This is a genomic window from Lysobacter capsici, from assembly GCF_014779555.2.
Classification (GTDB): Bacteria; Pseudomonadota; Gammaproteobacteria; order Xanthomonadales; family Xanthomonadaceae; genus Lysobacter; species Lysobacter capsici.
Genome location: NZ_CP094357.1, coordinates 5,971,658 through 5,986,304 on the forward strand (window position 1 = coordinate 5,971,658; position 14,647 = coordinate 5,986,304).

The 14,647-nt window shown below is 66.3% G+C and carries 16 protein-coding genes; 8 read left to right on the forward strand and 8 right to left on the reverse strand.

What is annotated here, in order from left to right; all coding sequences use genetic code 11:
- Nucleotides 1–84: 84 nt before the first annotated feature.
- A complete protein-coding gene (locus IEQ11_RS24590; RefSeq protein ID WP_191821511.1) occupies nt 85–2,268 on the reverse strand; it encodes a DUF11 domain-containing protein in 2,184 nt (727 codons plus the stop codon).
- 249 nt (nt 2,269–2,517) lie between these two features.
- Between IEQ11_RS24590 and IEQ11_RS24595 the strand changes: the two genes are divergently transcribed.
- Nucleotides 2,518–2,973: a hypothetical protein gene (locus IEQ11_RS24595; RefSeq protein ID WP_191821512.1), complete on the forward strand. Its 456-nt coding sequence runs from the start codon at nt 2,518–2,520 to the stop codon at nt 2,971–2,973.
- Nucleotides 2,974–3,306: 333 nt separating this feature from the next.
- Here IEQ11_RS24595 and IEQ11_RS24600 read toward each other — a convergent pair whose 3' ends face one another.
- On the reverse strand, nt 3,307–3,759 hold the full coding sequence (locus IEQ11_RS24600) for a cupin domain-containing protein (protein WP_046659569.1): 453 nt from the start codon (nt 3,757–3,759) through the stop codon (nt 3,307–3,309).
- A gap of 343 nt (nt 3,760–4,102) precedes the next feature.
- Here IEQ11_RS24600 and arsN2 point away from each other — a divergent pair, with 343 nt between their 5' ends.
- The 3 genes from arsN2 to IEQ11_RS24615 all read left to right on the forward strand — a co-directional run bounded on the left by arsN2 (nt 4,103) and on the right by IEQ11_RS24615 (nt 6,115).
- Complete coding sequence (gene arsN2 / locus IEQ11_RS24605; protein WP_191821513.1) at nt 4,103–4,558, forward strand: arsenic resistance N-acetyltransferase ArsN2; 456 nt, start codon at nt 4,103–4,105, stop codon at nt 4,556–4,558.
- Between the two features lie 303 nt (nt 4,559–4,861).
- Nucleotides 4,862–5,509, forward strand: a complete 648-nt coding sequence (locus IEQ11_RS24610) for a hypothetical protein (protein WP_191821514.1) — start codon at nt 4,862–4,864, stop codon at nt 5,507–5,509.
- A gap of 270 nt (nt 5,510–5,779) precedes the next feature.
- The gene (locus tag IEQ11_RS24615; RefSeq protein ID WP_036105339.1) at nt 5,780–6,115 is read left to right on the forward strand and encodes a hypothetical protein; all 336 of its coding nucleotides are present in this window, start codon (nt 5,780–5,782) and stop codon (nt 6,113–6,115) included.
- Nucleotides 6,116–6,145: 30 nt separating this feature from the next.
- On the opposite strand, the gene IEQ11_RS24620 is transcribed toward IEQ11_RS24615, so the two are convergent.
- Nucleotides 6,146–7,360 carry a hypothetical protein gene (locus IEQ11_RS24620; protein ID WP_247024664.1) on the reverse strand — a complete coding sequence of 405 codons (1,215 nt, stop codon included), beginning with the start codon at nt 7,358–7,360 and terminating at the stop codon, nt 6,146–6,148.
- Nucleotides 7,361–7,564: 204 nt separating this feature from the next.
- Nucleotides 7,565–8,011, reverse strand: coding sequence for a MarR family winged helix-turn-helix transcriptional regulator (locus IEQ11_RS24625; protein ID WP_247024666.1), 447 nt, complete (start codon nt 8,009–8,011; stop codon nt 7,565–7,567).
- A gap of 162 nt (nt 8,012–8,173) precedes the next feature.
- On the opposite strand from IEQ11_RS24625, the gene IEQ11_RS24630 reads away from it, so the two are divergent.
- Nucleotides 8,174–9,379: a serine hydrolase domain-containing protein gene (locus IEQ11_RS24630; RefSeq protein WP_191821517.1), complete on the forward strand. Its 1,206-nt coding sequence runs from the start codon at nt 8,174–8,176 to the stop codon at nt 9,377–9,379.
- Nucleotides 9,380–9,590: 211 nt separating this feature from the next.
- Here IEQ11_RS24630 and IEQ11_RS24635 read toward each other — a convergent pair whose 3' ends face one another.
- From IEQ11_RS24635 to IEQ11_RS24645, 3 genes are all read right to left on the reverse strand, one after another.
- The gene (locus tag IEQ11_RS24635; protein WP_191821518.1) at nt 9,591–10,847 is read right to left on the reverse strand and encodes an MFS transporter; all 1,257 of its coding nucleotides are present in this window, start codon (nt 10,845–10,847) and stop codon (nt 9,591–9,593) included.
- Nucleotides 10,848–10,890: 43 nt separating this feature from the next.
- Nucleotides 10,891–11,721: a siderophore-interacting protein gene (locus tag IEQ11_RS24640; RefSeq protein ID WP_191821519.1), complete on the reverse strand. Its 831-nt coding sequence runs from the start codon at nt 11,719–11,721 to the stop codon at nt 10,891–10,893.
- A gap of 70 nt (nt 11,722–11,791) precedes the next feature.
- Nucleotides 11,792–12,511, reverse strand: a complete 720-nt coding sequence (locus IEQ11_RS24645) for a PadR family transcriptional regulator (RefSeq protein ID WP_191821520.1) — start codon at nt 12,509–12,511, stop codon at nt 11,792–11,794.
- A 318-nt stretch (nt 12,512–12,829) separates the two neighbouring features.
- Between IEQ11_RS24645 and IEQ11_RS24650 the strand changes: the two genes are divergently transcribed.
- From IEQ11_RS24650 to IEQ11_RS24660, 3 genes are all read left to right on the forward strand, one after another.
- Entirely contained in the window at nt 12,830–13,093 is a 264-nt protein-coding gene (locus tag IEQ11_RS24650; RefSeq protein ID WP_157754280.1) for a DUF6959 family protein, read from the forward strand.
- 278 nt (nt 13,094–13,371) lie between these two features.
- Nucleotides 13,372–13,776 carry a hypothetical protein gene (locus tag IEQ11_RS24655; protein ID WP_191821521.1) on the forward strand — a complete coding sequence of 135 codons (405 nt, stop codon included), beginning with the start codon at nt 13,372–13,374 and terminating at the stop codon, nt 13,774–13,776.
- A 128-nt stretch (nt 13,777–13,904) separates the two neighbouring features.
- Nucleotides 13,905–14,111: a hypothetical protein gene (locus IEQ11_RS24660; RefSeq protein ID WP_191821522.1), complete on the forward strand. Its 207-nt coding sequence runs from the start codon at nt 13,905–13,907 to the stop codon at nt 14,109–14,111.
- Between the two features lie 87 nt (nt 14,112–14,198).
- Here the strand turns inward: IEQ11_RS24660 and IEQ11_RS24665 are convergent, their stop codons facing one another.
- Nucleotides 14,199–14,414, reverse strand: a complete 216-nt coding sequence (locus IEQ11_RS24665; protein WP_096417515.1) for a hypothetical protein — start codon at nt 14,412–14,414, stop codon at nt 14,199–14,201.
- Between the last annotated feature and the right edge of the window lie 233 nt (nt 14,415–14,647).

Genomic DNA, 14,647 nt, shown 5'->3' on the forward strand with positions numbered 1-14,647 from the left:
TGCGGCAGTGTCATGGCCTCGGCGCGGCCAGACAACACTCGATGCCCGATCCATGCGCCTGGCCGCGATTGGCGAAGACGGCCGCTATTGGACCGTGCACGTGAACGACAGCGTCGTGCTCTGCCCCGCGGCCAACGTAGCCAGCGCGATCCCCGCGCCGGTCAGATTGGCGACGGTGAAGCTGCCCGCGGGCACGCCCGGCCCCGGAACGAACGTCACCGCATTGCCGGGCGGACAAACGACTCCCGCAGTCGGCGCGTCTCTGACGATCGCGCCGGTGACCTCGCCCGGGCCGTTGTTGGTGACGACCAACGTGTAGGTGGTCGGCCCCGCCGCGACCGTGTCGGTCGCCTGATCGATCGCGCCGGCCGCCGGCGTGTTGGTCTTGGTGATGGTCAGATCGACCGGCCGCAAGGTGTTGGTATAGGTGCACACCGCCGCATTGGCGCTGGTGATGGTCAGCGTGTTGACCTGCTGGCCGTTGGTCCCCGACAGCGTGTGGCCGCCGGTGCAGGCGAGCGCGGTCGAATAGCTGCCGATATTCGCGCCGCCCTCGGCCGGAAGCGTAATGACATTGCCGACGTTGACGTTGACCGGCGCGCCGCTGTTGGCCGCGGTCGGGGCGGTCGCGGTGAAGCCCGCGGTATTGTTCGCGCCGCCCGTGGTCGCGCCGATCGTCACCTGATGCCCCGCCAGGCTCCCCGCCGCCCAGGCCTTGGCCAACTGCAGCGTCGCCACGGCGGCGGTATTGGTGATGGTGCAAACGACATCGTTGCCGGCGTTCATGGTCAACGACCATTCGGCGTTCGGATCGGCCACGGTCGGCCCGGTCGGCGTGGGTATGGGAACCGACCCATTGCCCGGACCGGCGACACAGCTGATCGCGCGCGTGTAGGCGCTGGCGATATCGCTTGGACCGGAGGTCTGCGCATCGCGCAGGGTCAAGGCGACGCCTGCGGGAACAACGGTCGCCGCCGTACTGGCCGTTGTCGGCGTGGCGCCCGAGGTCGGCGGCGAGAACGCGAGCGCCGTGCCGCCATTGAGGATGACCGTCGCGAACTCATCGGCCGCCGCCGCGCGCGACGCCAGACTCTTGATCAGGCGCAAGGTCGCCGGGTTGTCGTTGTTGGTTACCGTGCAGGTGGCGGCCGCGAGATTGGGCAGCGCGAGCGTGTTGCTCACAACCGGCGCGCCGCCGTTGACCACGCAGCTATACGCAGCGGTTTGCGTATAGCCTGCCGGGCCGGTTTCCGACAGCGTGTAGGTCCCGGCGCTCACCGTGGCGTTGGTCACCGCCGCGCTGCCCTCGGTGCCGCTGATCGGCGTCGGGCCGGCCGCGGCGAGCGTCCACGCGGTGTCGAGCGCGGTGCCGCCATTGTCGTTGATCACCGTCTTGGCCAGCGTCAGCACGGGCCTGCAGGTCGGAACGTTGATTTCGAACTGGGCCGAATTGCCGCCGACCCCGTCGCGGGTCGTTCTGAAGGTGAACTGGACGCCCGTAACCGTGCCGTTGGTGCTCAATCGATATTGCGCGAACGATCCGGGGCGCGTGCCGAACGACGGTCCGCGCACCGTGGCGGTCAGCCCATCGGGGGAAATCTCTATATCGGTTTGAGCGTTGTCGACCGCGGGCGCTCTGACCCAGGAGAAACCCGGCGATGCGCCGATCGCGGTGAAGGTGATGAGGTCCTGGTCGACATCCAGATTCGAATCGGGCCCGCCGAACGTGGAGCCCGCCTCGAATATGACGGGAACCGGACGGGCGAAGCTAAAGGTGTGTTGACCGGAGACCGCAGCGCTGGCCGGCGCGGGGTCGGTGTAATTGATGGTGTTGGCCGCGGGCGCGGAGCGCGTGCTCGCACCCGCCGGCGTGGGCGTATAAGCGCTCAGCGTCGTGCTGACGACCGGCGTGCTGGTGACATCCAGCGCCGAGGTCAACGCGCCGTTGCCGAGTCCGCTTACGTTGAGCGGGTTGCCGGTGAACACGGGATCGCAGGCCTGCGCCCAGGCGGCCTGGGTGCCGGCGACGGTCATGCACAGCAGCAGGAAAACGCCGCGGACTAGGCGTGCAACCGATCGCGCATCCATGTGGATAGGTTGGGCAGGCTCGCGGGCGCCGTGAATGGCGCGGGCGGACTTTCCGGTCGGAGCGCGACGGCGGGTCGCTCCCCGATTACGCCTGCCTGGATCCGCCCCGATAGAGATCAAGCCGCCCATCTGAGAGCCATTTGGCACAGATATTTGTGCTTTATGGTCGCCGGTAGGCACTTTGTCAAGCGGGGTAAATGGGGGCGGAATCGGAGTCGAAACAGGGGGCCGAAACGGGGCACAGCGGGCTTTCGCGCATTCGTCCAGGACGCCGCACGAAACGCAGACCCGGGCGAATCCGTTATCTGCTTCGATTCAAGCATCAACGGAATTTCCAATGAACCTCTCCGCCATGCGCCTTGCTCTCGACACGGCATCATCCTGATGATGGAGAGCCGATACACGCAGTTTCAGCGTGGAGAGCCACCGATGACGATCTTGAAAAAAGCCGCTGTCAGCGCGGCCGCCTTGCTCGCCGCCGTCCTCGCGCTTGGCTACCTGACCGCGTGGCGTTCGCTCGACAGTTGCGCCGCGGACGCTTACCGCGATATGCGAAGCCGCGGAATCAGCGGCTCAGACATGAGGGGCCGCAAAGTCGTGCTGTCGCGAAATGAGGTTTTCGCCAAGGTGACCGGGCCGTTTCAAGTGGAGGTGTCGTACATGGTGCCGCACGACCTACACGGCAGCCTGCATATCCGCAGATACCTGGTAATGCCGTGGCGGCGATATTTTCGTTCGTCGGACGTCTTCTACCTGTCCGACTACCCTGCCACACGGCAGGACCGCGAAAACAATGACCCAGGTGGAATTTCAACGGTCGCTTCCGCGAACATCGGCAATGGCGGGCGACATAGCCGGGGCGAAGCCGCTTCGCGGCCTGGCTGAATTCCGACGCGGGACCCGCGCGAGATTTTTCATGGACCGACTTTTCATCGGCGCTATCAGCCTCATGCTCGCCATCCGACAGTTCGGTTATCGGCGCACGAGGAACTCACCTCGCGACGACGATGGGCCCGGTACAGGCCCAGCCCGGTTGCCGAACCTCAGATAGTCCGGCAGCGCCGGGAAACCGGCGCTGCGAGGAGTTCGGACCGCCGATTCGCCACAGACGATAGAACTTCCCGGCCCTCACTCGGATCGGCGGTAGACGAGTTCGCACGATTTGCGGACACTCGCGCCGCAACGAACGACTGACGACCGCCTACGGAAAGACCTTAGTCACTTAGGCGCGCCCGGACCAACGAACTTGCGACCGCTCGGCCCGATCCCGCTCACCTGGATCACGGTCGGCTCGCGTATCTCGACATAGTGGGGAACGCCGGCGGGCTCGGTGTAAAAGCTGCCCGCGGGCAGTTTCTTGAGGGCCGCGGCTTCGACCTTTTCGCCGTAACCGGTATACCAGGTGCCCGAGAGAATCGTGATCTCGCGCGAGTCCGTGTGGGTGTGCGGCGCGACCTTGAAGCCCGCCGGGAATTTCAGGCGGATCGTATAAGGTCCGGGCTTGGTCGGATCGCCGATGAGTATGGCCTGCTCCAGGCCAGGCAAGGCCAATCCTCCTTGCGACGACCACTTCATTTCCGATGGCGTCAACGCCACGACCCCCGGCTCGGCGGCTTGTCCGACCAGGGCCACCGATAGAAACGCAAGCGCGAATACCGCTTTGATCCGCATATCGTCCATCCTGCTGTTTGTTGCCAATTGGGGCGCAGATTCGTAGCCTTTGCATGGCTCGCATGATGGCTGCCGCGGCTGTCCCATCCTAGGATTTGGCGCCGGAATCCGGGAACGGCCGGACCAACGCGCGAGCTATCCCATCGTCGCGGTCGATCGGCTGCGCCTGGGTAACTCGTCAGCGTTCCAGCAGCACATGCCTCACCCTCGATCGTACCCACAACCCAACCGATTGCTGCGACCGCATGTCCAAAATCGAGCACATCCCGCCACCGGCCAGTGCCCCGTTCGCAAAGCAACGCGGCGAGGCGAGCATCGACGGCGACGGACGGCGCGCCTCGTAGTGGCCGCCGCGAACATACGGCCCGCCGCGGCAACCGAATCGGTGGCCATACGCGAATTGCTCGCGAGCGCCGGACTGCCGGTCGACGACCTGGACACCTCGGCGATCGAGTGGTGGGTCGCCGATCGCGAGGGCGAACTCGCAGGCGTCGTCGGGCTCGAACGCCATGGGCAGGCCGGGCTGCTTCGATCGCTGGCGGTCAACGATCGAACTCGAGGCGGCGGCCTGGGCAGGCGCCTGGTCGAGCGCGTCGAGCTGCACGCGCACTCGCAGGGACTATCGCAGTTGGTGCTGTTGACGCAAACCGCGTCCGACTTCTTCTCCCGACTCGGCTACGAACGGGTCGAACGTCAAACGATTCCGTCGGCCGTTCGCGATAGCGCTCAATTCCGTTCGATCTGTCCCGCCAGTGCGGCGTGCATGCGCAAATACCTATCCGGATTCGAAGGTAATTAACGAGCGTCGCGCGCACTTCATTCGGGCCTTGGTCGCTGCGCGACTTGCCCGAGATCTTGTTGGCTGTCGATGCCGGGACGCTGCCACGCCCACCAAGCTTCACCTGTCGACGGCAATCACATTCCGGCCCCATGCGCGACGCTAGCTTTTTCGCGTGCCCGCGCGTCGATGATCATCATCGCGCCGCGCGCAACGAGCGCGATCACGAACTGTGTCATCTATTGTGACTCGACCGGTGCCATGAGCCGCCAGGAATCGCGACTCCCGCCTGGATCGGGGAGTCCATCGACCCATGGAGGCGCGATGAAGCACCATTTCCTTATCCCCGTGGCTTTGCTGGCATCGACCGTATCCGGCGCGGCGATCGCGCAGGCGGCCGGCGATGCGTGCCAAGCGGCCTGGAAGCAGTCGTCCGCGTCCCAGTCCTGCACCAGCGTCATGCAGACGCTGCCGGATGGATCGTGCGGCGGGAAAACGCAGTGCCTGCCCAAGAACTATCCCAGCTATCCGTCCGGGCTGTCCGTCGAAGCGGCGAAGAAGCTGGTGAACTGCGATGGGGAGCTGCGATTCGACGAGGCCGATTGTCCGTCCACATCGAAGCACTCCACCCACACCTACGACGAAGTAAAGCTGGACCCCGCGCTGTCGCCCAACTTCGGCTCGCACCATGCGGCCTGCACCGCGGCCTGGGATGCCTCTTCGGCGAAGAAGACCTGCATCACCATGGAGTTCATCGCGCGTTCGGGCGAAAGCAATTGCACGATCCATGCGCAATGCAGCTATGGTCCCGGCTACGTGGAGCGCGACGCGCACAATATCGTGTCGACCGGCCCTGGGACGTATGCCTTGGCCACGCCGCCGCCACGCAGAAGCACGGTGACGGTGTCGGAATCCGACACCAAAAAGCTCAGCAATTGCGATGGCTATTTGAAAGTCGGCGCCTGTAACTGACTTGTCCGCTGGCCGCGGATCGACGCGAGTCGGCACGCGTATCCGGGCTCGAATCGAACGCGATCCAGCGCGGGGTCGCGCGCGGACCGTTGCACGAGACCTCAAGCGATCGCCTCGAAATCAAGCGCAATTCGCTTGAACGAACTGGCCGGACGACCGCATCGTCGCCGTTGTAATGACTGGGCGCGGCCAATAGGGATGCCGCGGCGAACAACCCGACGTCTTGACCAGACGTCTCCCCCGTTGTCGTCCTCTCAGGAGATTTCCATCATGTTCTTCGCCACCAGCGTTCGCACTTCGCTTTTCGTCCTGCTCACCGCCGCATCCGCTTGCGCCCTGGCCGCCGATCCACCCAAGTCCGGCAGCAGCGGTCCCGCGGCCGCGTCGCCGAAGACCTTGAGCGCGCCGGCGCCGCGTCCGACCCACGCGGAGGGCAGGCTGGTGTGCGACAAGAAGTCGTACCGGCTGTCCACCGGCACCGGCAGCGGCACCTGCGTGTCGGGTGTCGGCAACGGCGATTGCCAGGACGGCGCCAACTCCTCCGCCGCCACCTGCAAGAATGGCTGCGGCAAGAGCACCGGCAAGGGCAGCTGCAGGGAAGAGTGATTCACGCGTGCGCGTTCGCCCGGCCCGCGCTCACTCGCTCTTGCGGTCGACATCGCCCAGGAAGTCCGCGGTCCAATAGCCGCGCAGCTGCCGCGCCTGTCGCGGCTTGAGCTGCGCGGCGACGGCGTCTCGCACTGCATCGGCTTGTGGGTGCTTGCCTTGGCGATACAGTTCGCGCGCCTGCTCGACCATGGCGCGCTGGGCGATGCTCAGATTGCCAAAGGGATCGAAATACGAATCCAGCCGGTCGCGGTCGAGCACGCCGGTCCAGGTGAACATCGCATCGCCGGCGGTGTTCGCGATCGCCGCATAGCGGGCCTGCGCCTGATCGGAATCGATCGCCCCCGTGAGGCGGGCCAGGCGCGTCGTCAGCAACTGGACCTCGGCATCGTCGCGCTGGGCCGATAGCCGCGCCAGCGTGTCGCGCATCCATTCGAAGTCGACGTTGCCGGTGCGCGACTGCATGCCGAGCAGATTGAAGCTCGCTATCGCCAGCAACTGCGTTCGGTTGCCATGCCGGGCGATGTCTGCCTCGCTCGGCAGGCCCAGGCTCGACGGCTGGCGCAGATCGATGCGCGGATCGGCCTTGAGGATGGATTCGATGTCGTGCTTGTGGAACTCGCCCACTACCACCACCAGCGTCTTTCCCGGCCGGGCGTGCGCGGCGCGGGCGATGGCCTGGGCCTGCATGAATGTTCGATACAGGAACATGCGTCGCGGCAAATCCCGCGCGGCCGAAGCCGCTGGCGTCAGCGCCCATTGCCTGACCTTGTCGAGGTTGGCGGCGTCGTCGGCGTGGTAGAGCGTGCGGCGCAGGCTCGCGGGCTCGGGAAACGTCAGGAACTGCTGGAAGCCCCGATACGGTCGAAGTTCCGGCGGCGCGCTCAGGTTCATGCCGAACCCCAGCAGTTCGTCTTCGCGCGAAGGCATCCAGTCGATCGGGCACAGCTCGACCCGGGCCGCGCGCGCGTACGGCACCACCACGTCCTGGACTTCATAGGTGAACTCGTAGAAGTCGTCGCGGGCGAACGCGTCCGCGGTCCGCTCCACGCAGATCGCATCCGCCCGGCTGCGGGCGAGAAAGGCTTCGAGCATCGCCGGGCTGTCGTGCTTCGCCACCAACTGGGCTGCGTGATCCACGCCCAGCACATAGACGCGGGTGGGGACGGTCGCATCCGATCGCGGTTGGGTTTGCGCGTGCGCGTGCGCCAGCGCAAACCCGACCATCAGTATCAGTGTGGCCACGTGCCGGAATGCTGGTTTGTGCATCATGCGAGCCTCGCTGGGAGCCGACATGCTCGCGCTCCGGCTCGCGGCCCCACATGTGCTGAAGGTATCGCCAGGAGGATGCGGCGATCGCAGTCGCGACGCCGGCGTCAAGCGGGATCGCTGCGGTTCGGCGCGCATCCGGTCGCCGTCGCTGGCCGCCACGACATGGCCCCTATCGTTTCAGGACGATCGACGAATCTTGCGTCCAGGTTTGAGTCCATGCGCGGTCAGCTCCGGCGCCGACTCGACGATGCGCTCGAACAGCGACTGCCGGCTCAAGGCATCGTCGAGCCGGTCCAGTGATTCGATCAGACCATCTACTTCCGCGGCAATTTGCGCCGCGGCCTGATCCAATATTCGCCACAGCGGCGTCAGCCGTTCGATCAGCTGCCGTCCCTTGCGCGTCAGCTGCAACCGCCTGCGACGCGCGTCGTCGGGATCGGTCTGCGACTGCACCAGCCCGGCCTTCTCCAGCGAGCTGCGCGTCTGACTGATGGACGCATGGGTGATGCCCAAGGTCGCCGCCAGTTCGCCGACCGTGGCCGGGCCGTTCAAGGCCAATTGGTTCAGTACGCCGAACCAACGCTGCTCGAACTCGAGACCGGCCTCGGCGTAGATCCGCGCCACGTCGCCGTCGATGCGTTCGGACAGACGCCGAAGACGAGCGCCTATCGCCGCTCCGCCCAGATGCCTTGGGTAGTCCATGAACCGTCTCCTGTTCCACCTGCTTGACATTATGTAGGCGCCTACGGATATCCTGCAAGCCGGTCGTTCAGCGAGGTCGCGGGCATGAAGACGAACAAAACTCACGACGCCTTACCCGGTCGACGGCGTTTCCTCGCCGCCGGACTGGCGCTGGCGTCCGCGCCGGCCTTCGGCTTGACCGGCGGCGCAGCCCCGCCCGACTCGGCGTCGCGCGAATTCAACGCATTCGTGCTCGAGCAGATGCGTCAGGCACGCATCCCCGGGCTGGCGGTGGGATTGGCGCGCGATGGCGTGACGCGTTTCGCTCGCGGGTTCGGCTATGCCGACATCGAGTCGCGGCGCATGATCGACGCCGATACGGTGTTCCACCTCGCCTCGATCACCAAGACCGTCACCGCCACCGCGATCGCATGGCTACACGAACAAGGCCGATTGGACCTGGACGAACCGGTCGCGCCTCATCTGGATTTTCCGCTGCGCCACCCGCGCCATCGCGCCGCGGCGATCACCGCGCGGCAATTGTTGATGCACACCTCTGGCATCAGCGACGCGAACTACTACCGCATCGACTTCCGCACGCCCGGCCGCGATGCCGACTTGTCCCTGCAAGGTTTCCTGCGCGACTACCTGGTGGCGGGCGGAAAGGCGTATTCGGCCGAAGGCAGTTTTTCCGCGCACGCGCCCGGCGCGGCCTGGGGCTACAGCAACGTCGGTTTCGCCGTGCTCGGCGAGTTGGCCGCGCGCGTGAGCGGCGAGGACATGCGCGAGCTGACCCGGCGCGAAGTATTCGCCCCGCTGGGCATGACCAGCACGTTCTGGACGCTGGCCGAGACCCCCGCCGAACGCGGCGCGACGCCGTACCTGATGGCCGGCAGCGCGTACGTGCGCCAACGCCCGATCGGCGCGCCCGATTGGCCGGGCTCGATGCTGCGCAGTTCGATCGGCGACCTCACCCGCTACGTCGCCGCCTCCGCCAACGACGGCGCGGCCGGCGACGCGCGCATCCTGCAGCCGCGGACCATGACGGAACTGCTGCTGATGCGGCAGCCGGCGCAACTGCCGACGTGGCTTACCGGCCAGGGGCTTGGCTGGATGCAGGCACGGCTCGGCGACCGCGTCGTGGCCAACCACTGGGGCGGCGACCCGGGCGTGTTCACCGCCGCCTACCTCGACCCGGACACGCGCAGCGGCGTGGCGATCCTATGCAATGTCAGTACCAGCGAGGCCAGCAAGGCCGCGATCAAGAACATCGCCCTGCGGCTGCTGTCGCGACCGGACGAGGCGTACTGAACGCGCGCGCTGACGACTGCGCTTCTTTAACGGGCCGTGGCGCCACATGCAGCCGCCATGGCCTTGTTATTCGCCAATGCAAACCCGCACGCGTGCGCGCCGAAACTGATGCCGTTTCGGCGCGTCGGCGCGGCCGCGTGGCGGGAATCGCGACAACCCGCAGTTCGGACATAGACAGAGGCGTCTTGTCGGACACCGCGCCTGGATGCTGTCAGGCCGCGCCGCTGCGCTGTTCGCCGCCCGCCGGTGCCGCCATCGGCGGCGCATCCGCCGAGGTCACGCGCCCCACCCACAAGGCCGAACACAGCGCCAGGCCGGCCGCGATCCAGCCCACCGCGCCATAACCGGCGATGCGTCCGCTGGCGTCGGTGCTCAGCATCAGGCCGCCCAGCCATGCGCCCAGGCCCGTGCCCAGCGACATCACCGCGCTGTTCGCGCTGAGGTAGGCGCCGCGCTGCTCGGGTTGCGGCACCGTGGTCTGCAGCGCCTGCAACGGCACCATGCGCCCGTTCATCGTGACCATGAAGAACGGGAAGAACAGCAGCATCGCGAGGAAACCGACCGCCGGCAGATGGGTGATGAACAACACCGGCACCAGCGACACCACCACCGCCACGCGATACACCAGTTGCTTGCCGTAACGGTCGGCCAGACGCCCGATGTAGCGCGAGGTGAAGAACGCCGCCACGCCGCCGGCCATGTACATCCACGACAGTTGCGCCGGTTCGATCCCGTGGTTGGCGACCAGCATCGGCGAGATGAAGGGAATCACCAGCATCTGCGAGGTGGTCAGCATCAGCGTCAGCGCGAACGCGTTCAGATGACGCGGATTCGCGAACAGCTTGAACAGGTTCGGAAAGGCCCGGCGCAGCGGCACGCGCTCGCGCGACAGATGCTGGTTCAGCGGCGGCACGATCCGCGATCCGCCCACCCACACCATCAGCGACAAGGCCACCAGCAGCCAGAATGGCGCCGACCAATGGAAATGCGCGCCGAGCAGAACGCCGACCGGAACGCCGATCACCGAGGCGATCGCGAACGAAGTCATGACCGTGCCGGTGGCGGCGCCGCGGCGTTGCGCCGGGATCACGTCGGCGATGATCGCCATGATGATCGAGCCGAGCACGCCGCCGCTGATGCCCGCGAACGCGCGCGAGGCAAGCAACAAGGCGTAGCTGTCGGCCAGTGCGCAGGCCAGGTTGGACACGGCGAACAACGCGTACATCGCCAGCAGCAGCTTGCGCCGGTCGAAACGGTCGATGTAGGTGGCGGCGAGCAGGCCGGACAGGCCGCCGCAGATCGAATAGGCCGATACGGCGGCGGCGAATTGCGCCGGCGAGATGTGCAGGGCGCGCATGATCTGCGGGCCCAGCGGCATCATCACCATGAAATCCATGATGAGGGTGAACTGGGTCAGCATGAGCAGCCACAGCAGGCGTCGCTCGAGCGTCTGGGTAATCGAGTACATGGGGGTCCTTGCGGTCGCGATGACCGCGGCAATGGATTGAAACTCAGTCGTCCAGCGATTCGTGCACGCCCTGTGCGCCGCGCTTCCAGTAACCGGCCGCGTGCAGCCGCGATTTGTCGACGCCGCGCTCGGCCAGCAGATGCTGACGCACCGCGCGGATCGCGCTCGATTCGCCCGCGGCCCAGACATAGCCCTCGCCGTCGCGCTCGTCCTGCGGCCAGCGCAGTTCACGCACCGCATGCAGCAGCGGCGGCTCGGCACCCGGATCGGAACCGCCGCGATAGCACCAATGCACGTCCAGCGCGGCCGCGGCGACGAAATCGATGCGCGCGCCCGGATCTTGCACCTCCGCCACGACGATGGCGCGCGCCGTCGCCGGCAATTCCTGCACACGACGCGCGATCGCCGGCAAGGCGGTGTCGTCGCCGATCAGCACATGCCAGTCGAAGCCGTCCGGTATCACCCGCGAGCCGCGCGGGCCGCCGATGCCGAGGTAGTGGCCGACCTGCGCCTGTCTAGCCCAGGCGGTGGCCGGGCCGGCATCGTGCAGGGCGAATTCGAGTTCGAGCTCGCGCGCATCGGGATCGAAACGACGCGGAGTGAAATCGCGGACGACCGGACGTATCGCGCCTTCGGCGTAGACGAAGCCATTCGAGCCGATGGTCGGCATGTCCGGTCGGTCCTGACCCGGCTGGGGAAACAACACCTTGACGTGATCGTCGAACGAGGCCGAAACGAAATCGGCCAGAGCCTCGCCGCTCAGGACGACGCGGCGCAGATGCGGCGTCACCGATTCGACCCGGGTCACGCGCAGCAGCCGCACTTTTAACGGATGGCGGACGCGCACGACCGCCAGGTCGCTGAGTTCTTGCATGGATAGTCCTGTCGTTCGTGGCTGCGTCGTGGGTGGGTGCGTCGCCCGCGGAGGCGCCGACTGGCGGCGATCAGTCGCCGCGGCCTTCGATCTCGTCGGTGGCGCGCCGCAGGATCGCGGCGATGCGGCGCTGTTCGTCGACGGACAGCTCCTCGCGACGGTACAGCGCGGTCTTGATCGCGCGCCGCGCCTGGATCAGCTCCGGCACCCAGCCGCCTTCGGACGGATCGGCCGGCTCTTCGCCGGCCAGCGCGCGCCGCACCGAATCCATCTTGCGGGCGATGTGGTTCAACTTGGCGAGCATCATGTCGACGCGTTCGCGGTTCGCGGCCAGATGCGCGCTGCCGAGCTCGGCGAGTTCGTAACGCTTGCGGTTGCCCTCCAGTTCGACGGTCACGTAACCCAGCTCCTCCAGATAGGTCAGCGCCGGATAGACCATGCCCGGGCTCGGGCTATAGAAACCGTTCGAACGCGTGTCCAGCGCCTTGATCAATTCGTAGCCATGGCTCGGCTTGTCCTCGATCAGGGCCAGCAGCAGCAATTGCAGGTCGTCGGAGCTGAACTTGCGGCCGCGCGAGAAGCCTTCGCTGTCGTCGAAGCCGCCGGGGAAACCGCCCGGGAACCCCGCCCCGCCCGGTCCGGCCGGGTAGCCGCCGCCCCTGCGTCCGCCTCGGCCGCCGCGCGGGTGGCCGCCGGCGTGCGCGAACGGATGGCCGGAGAACAGCTCGAAACGCGAAAAGTCGTCGCAGCCGAAGGCCCGGCCGGAGTCGTGGATGAAGGGACGGCGCATGATGGGCACTCAACGTATCGTAAGATACGTCTTACGATATAGATCGTAAGATACAAAAGCAAGTCCCGATCTGGCGGCTCGGCGGCGGGCCCAGCCGCCGGACCGGCCGGGGTGCGCCGCGGATTCTGGCCTTCCGCGGGCCTGTCGTGACATCGGCCATGAGCCGAGCGCATCGGGTTCGAGCGCCCGGGGACCGACCCGAACGGCAGTCGGCTTGCGCCGCCCGCTCTCCTGTCCGGTAGCTTGGCGTGATGAGCAAGCATCGAATCCGAGTTGGATTCGAAGCGCGGCCCCAATCTTTGCGTCAGTGAGGGAACCATGACCCTGCAAGCCGAGCTTCTGAGCCCACCGGGCAACTACGCCGTCGTGCAGTTGCCGCGAAGAAATTATCCCGGCGTCGTTGTGCAAGGCGACTCGCTGCACATGCTGAAACAGCAGGCGCAGCGGATGGGACGGTTGCTCGCCGCGATGGCGCTGGAGGAGTTGGCGGATGAAATCGAGTACCTGACCGAGCAACTGTCCGAAGTGCAGCGCCACTACGAGCGAGTTTGCGCCGAGCGACATATCGCCTTGCCGTATTAACCGCATTGCATGGTTCGCACGCGACAAGAGCCGCATCCGCAGCCCTTGCCGCATCCGGGCGCCGGCACCTCCAACGTTGCAAGAATCGTCCGCGCCAGCCGTGCCACAGCGGCGACGCGTCTGCGCGACCTGCGATGGCCGCCACAGCGCTCGCGCGACGCAGCGCCCATCCCGCAAGGTTCGGATGCGCCACGGGATCGGCGTGATTGTGACCGCCGCCGAGGCATGCTGGAGTGCGTCGCATGCCTCCATCCCGGAGGTTTTCAAGGAGGAATACGATGAAGCTCGCGATGGTGGCGGCGATGGCCGCGGCGGTGCTGTCGATGGTGTGCGCGCCGGCCGCGGCCGGCGAAAAGGTCGAGGTTCCGGTGACATTGGAGATCAACGGGCTCGGCCAGGTGACCCGCGCTTACGGCATGGCCGGCACGGCGCGCAACAGCGCCGATTCCCAGCAATTGATCGCCTGCTTCGTCAGCGCGACCACCGCAGGCGCGCAAGGCGGCTGCGAAGCGAGGAACGCGGCGGGCACCTCCACCCTGTGCATCACCTCCAACGCCAGCCTGCTGGCGGCGGTGCAAGCGGTGCGCACCGATTCCTATATCGACTTCTCGCGCAGCGCCGCCGGCCAATGCACCGGGATCTATGTGACCAACGGCTCGCCGAACGCGGTCAAGCAACCCTGAGCCGAGTGCCGGCGTCGCGGACCGCGGCGCCGGCGCGATCCAGCAAACATCGCCGCCCGGATCCGGCGCCGCGCCGAAGCGATTTCACATTTGTTCGAACTTCGCCGGTAAGGATGGACGCACCTTGTTTGACGAGCGCGATCGATGCGTTGCCTGCCACGCCGGGCACCGGCATCGATGCCGGCGTCGTGGCTACCAACGGTCTCGCCACGCGCGATCGACTGCGCTCATGCATCGACGCGAAACGCGCGCGGGCCGCATGGGTGGCCTGGCATCCGTTGCGTGCAACTAACGACTGCACATCGCAGGCCAGCCTGTCGATCCTGTTGCGGTAGTAAAGACCCGACGTAGCCGCAGCTTGCGCCGGGTCGGAGGTTTCAGCGCCGGATCGATGGATCGCATCGATCCTGCGCAGCCGAGGCCTAGCCGTTAGGCAGGACGACGCCGCATGCCACGCGGCAGTAGCTGTAGTCGGCCGTATAGCACGCCTCGGCTTCTCCTTCGGCGGCGAGCAACAGGCATTGCGCGATCGCGGCGCGCTTGCATTCGGTAACGCAATCCCTGGCGAAAGCGGCGCTGGCGAAGCTCAGGCCGAACACGAAAGCGCACAGCGTCATCAGTTTGGTGGAACGGGTCATGTCTCTCTCCTTAGAGGCTAAGAACCGGGTGTATCGAGGCATGCGAGCCATATAACGACTCGTGCAATCACAGTCGTCGATATTTCATCGCATGTCCAAGCGCAAACGAAATAGGCGAACGCGGCCGGCCTTGCCTTGCGCTTCATGTCTCGGATTTGTGATCCCAATCCGGATACCGTCGCGTTCAAGCGATTCCTCGGTCCGCACATCGGAGCTCGACGGGCGGCCATCAG

Coding starts and splice junctions, on each gene's coding strand:
- IEQ11_RS24595 (WP_191821512.1), top strand. CDS start 2,518: ATGACGATCTTGAAAAAAGCCGCTGTCAGCGCGGCCGCCTTGCTCGCC.
- IEQ11_RS24600 (WP_046659569.1), bottom strand. CDS start 3,759: ATGCGGATCAAAGCGGTATTCGCGCTTGCGTTTCTATCGGTGGCCCTG.
- IEQ11_RS24610 (WP_191821514.1), top strand. CDS start 4,862: ATGAAGCACCATTTCCTTATCCCCGTGGCTTTGCTGGCATCGACCGTA.
- IEQ11_RS24615 (WP_036105339.1), top strand. CDS start 5,780: ATGTTCTTCGCCACCAGCGTTCGCACTTCGCTTTTCGTCCTGCTCACC.
- IEQ11_RS24630 (WP_191821517.1), top strand. CDS start 8,174: ATGAAGACGAACAAAACTCACGACGCCTTACCCGGTCGACGGCGTTTC.
- IEQ11_RS24635 (WP_191821518.1), bottom strand. CDS start 10,847: ATGTACTCGATTACCCAGACGCTCGAGCGACGCCTGCTGTGGCTGCTC.
- IEQ11_RS24640 (WP_191821519.1), bottom strand. CDS start 11,721: ATGCAAGAACTCAGCGACCTGGCGGTCGTGCGCGTCCGCCATCCGTTA.
- IEQ11_RS24645 (WP_191821520.1), bottom strand. CDS start 12,511: ATGCGCCGTCCCTTCATCCACGACTCCGGCCGGGCCTTCGGCTGCGAC.
- IEQ11_RS24650 (WP_157754280.1), top strand. CDS start 12,830: ATGACCCTGCAAGCCGAGCTTCTGAGCCCACCGGGCAACTACGCCGTC.
- IEQ11_RS24655 (WP_191821521.1), top strand. CDS start 13,372: ATGAAGCTCGCGATGGTGGCGGCGATGGCCGCGGCGGTGCTGTCGATG.
- IEQ11_RS24665 (WP_096417515.1), bottom strand. CDS start 14,414: ATGACCCGTTCCACCAAACTGATGACGCTGTGCGCTTTCGTGTTCGGC.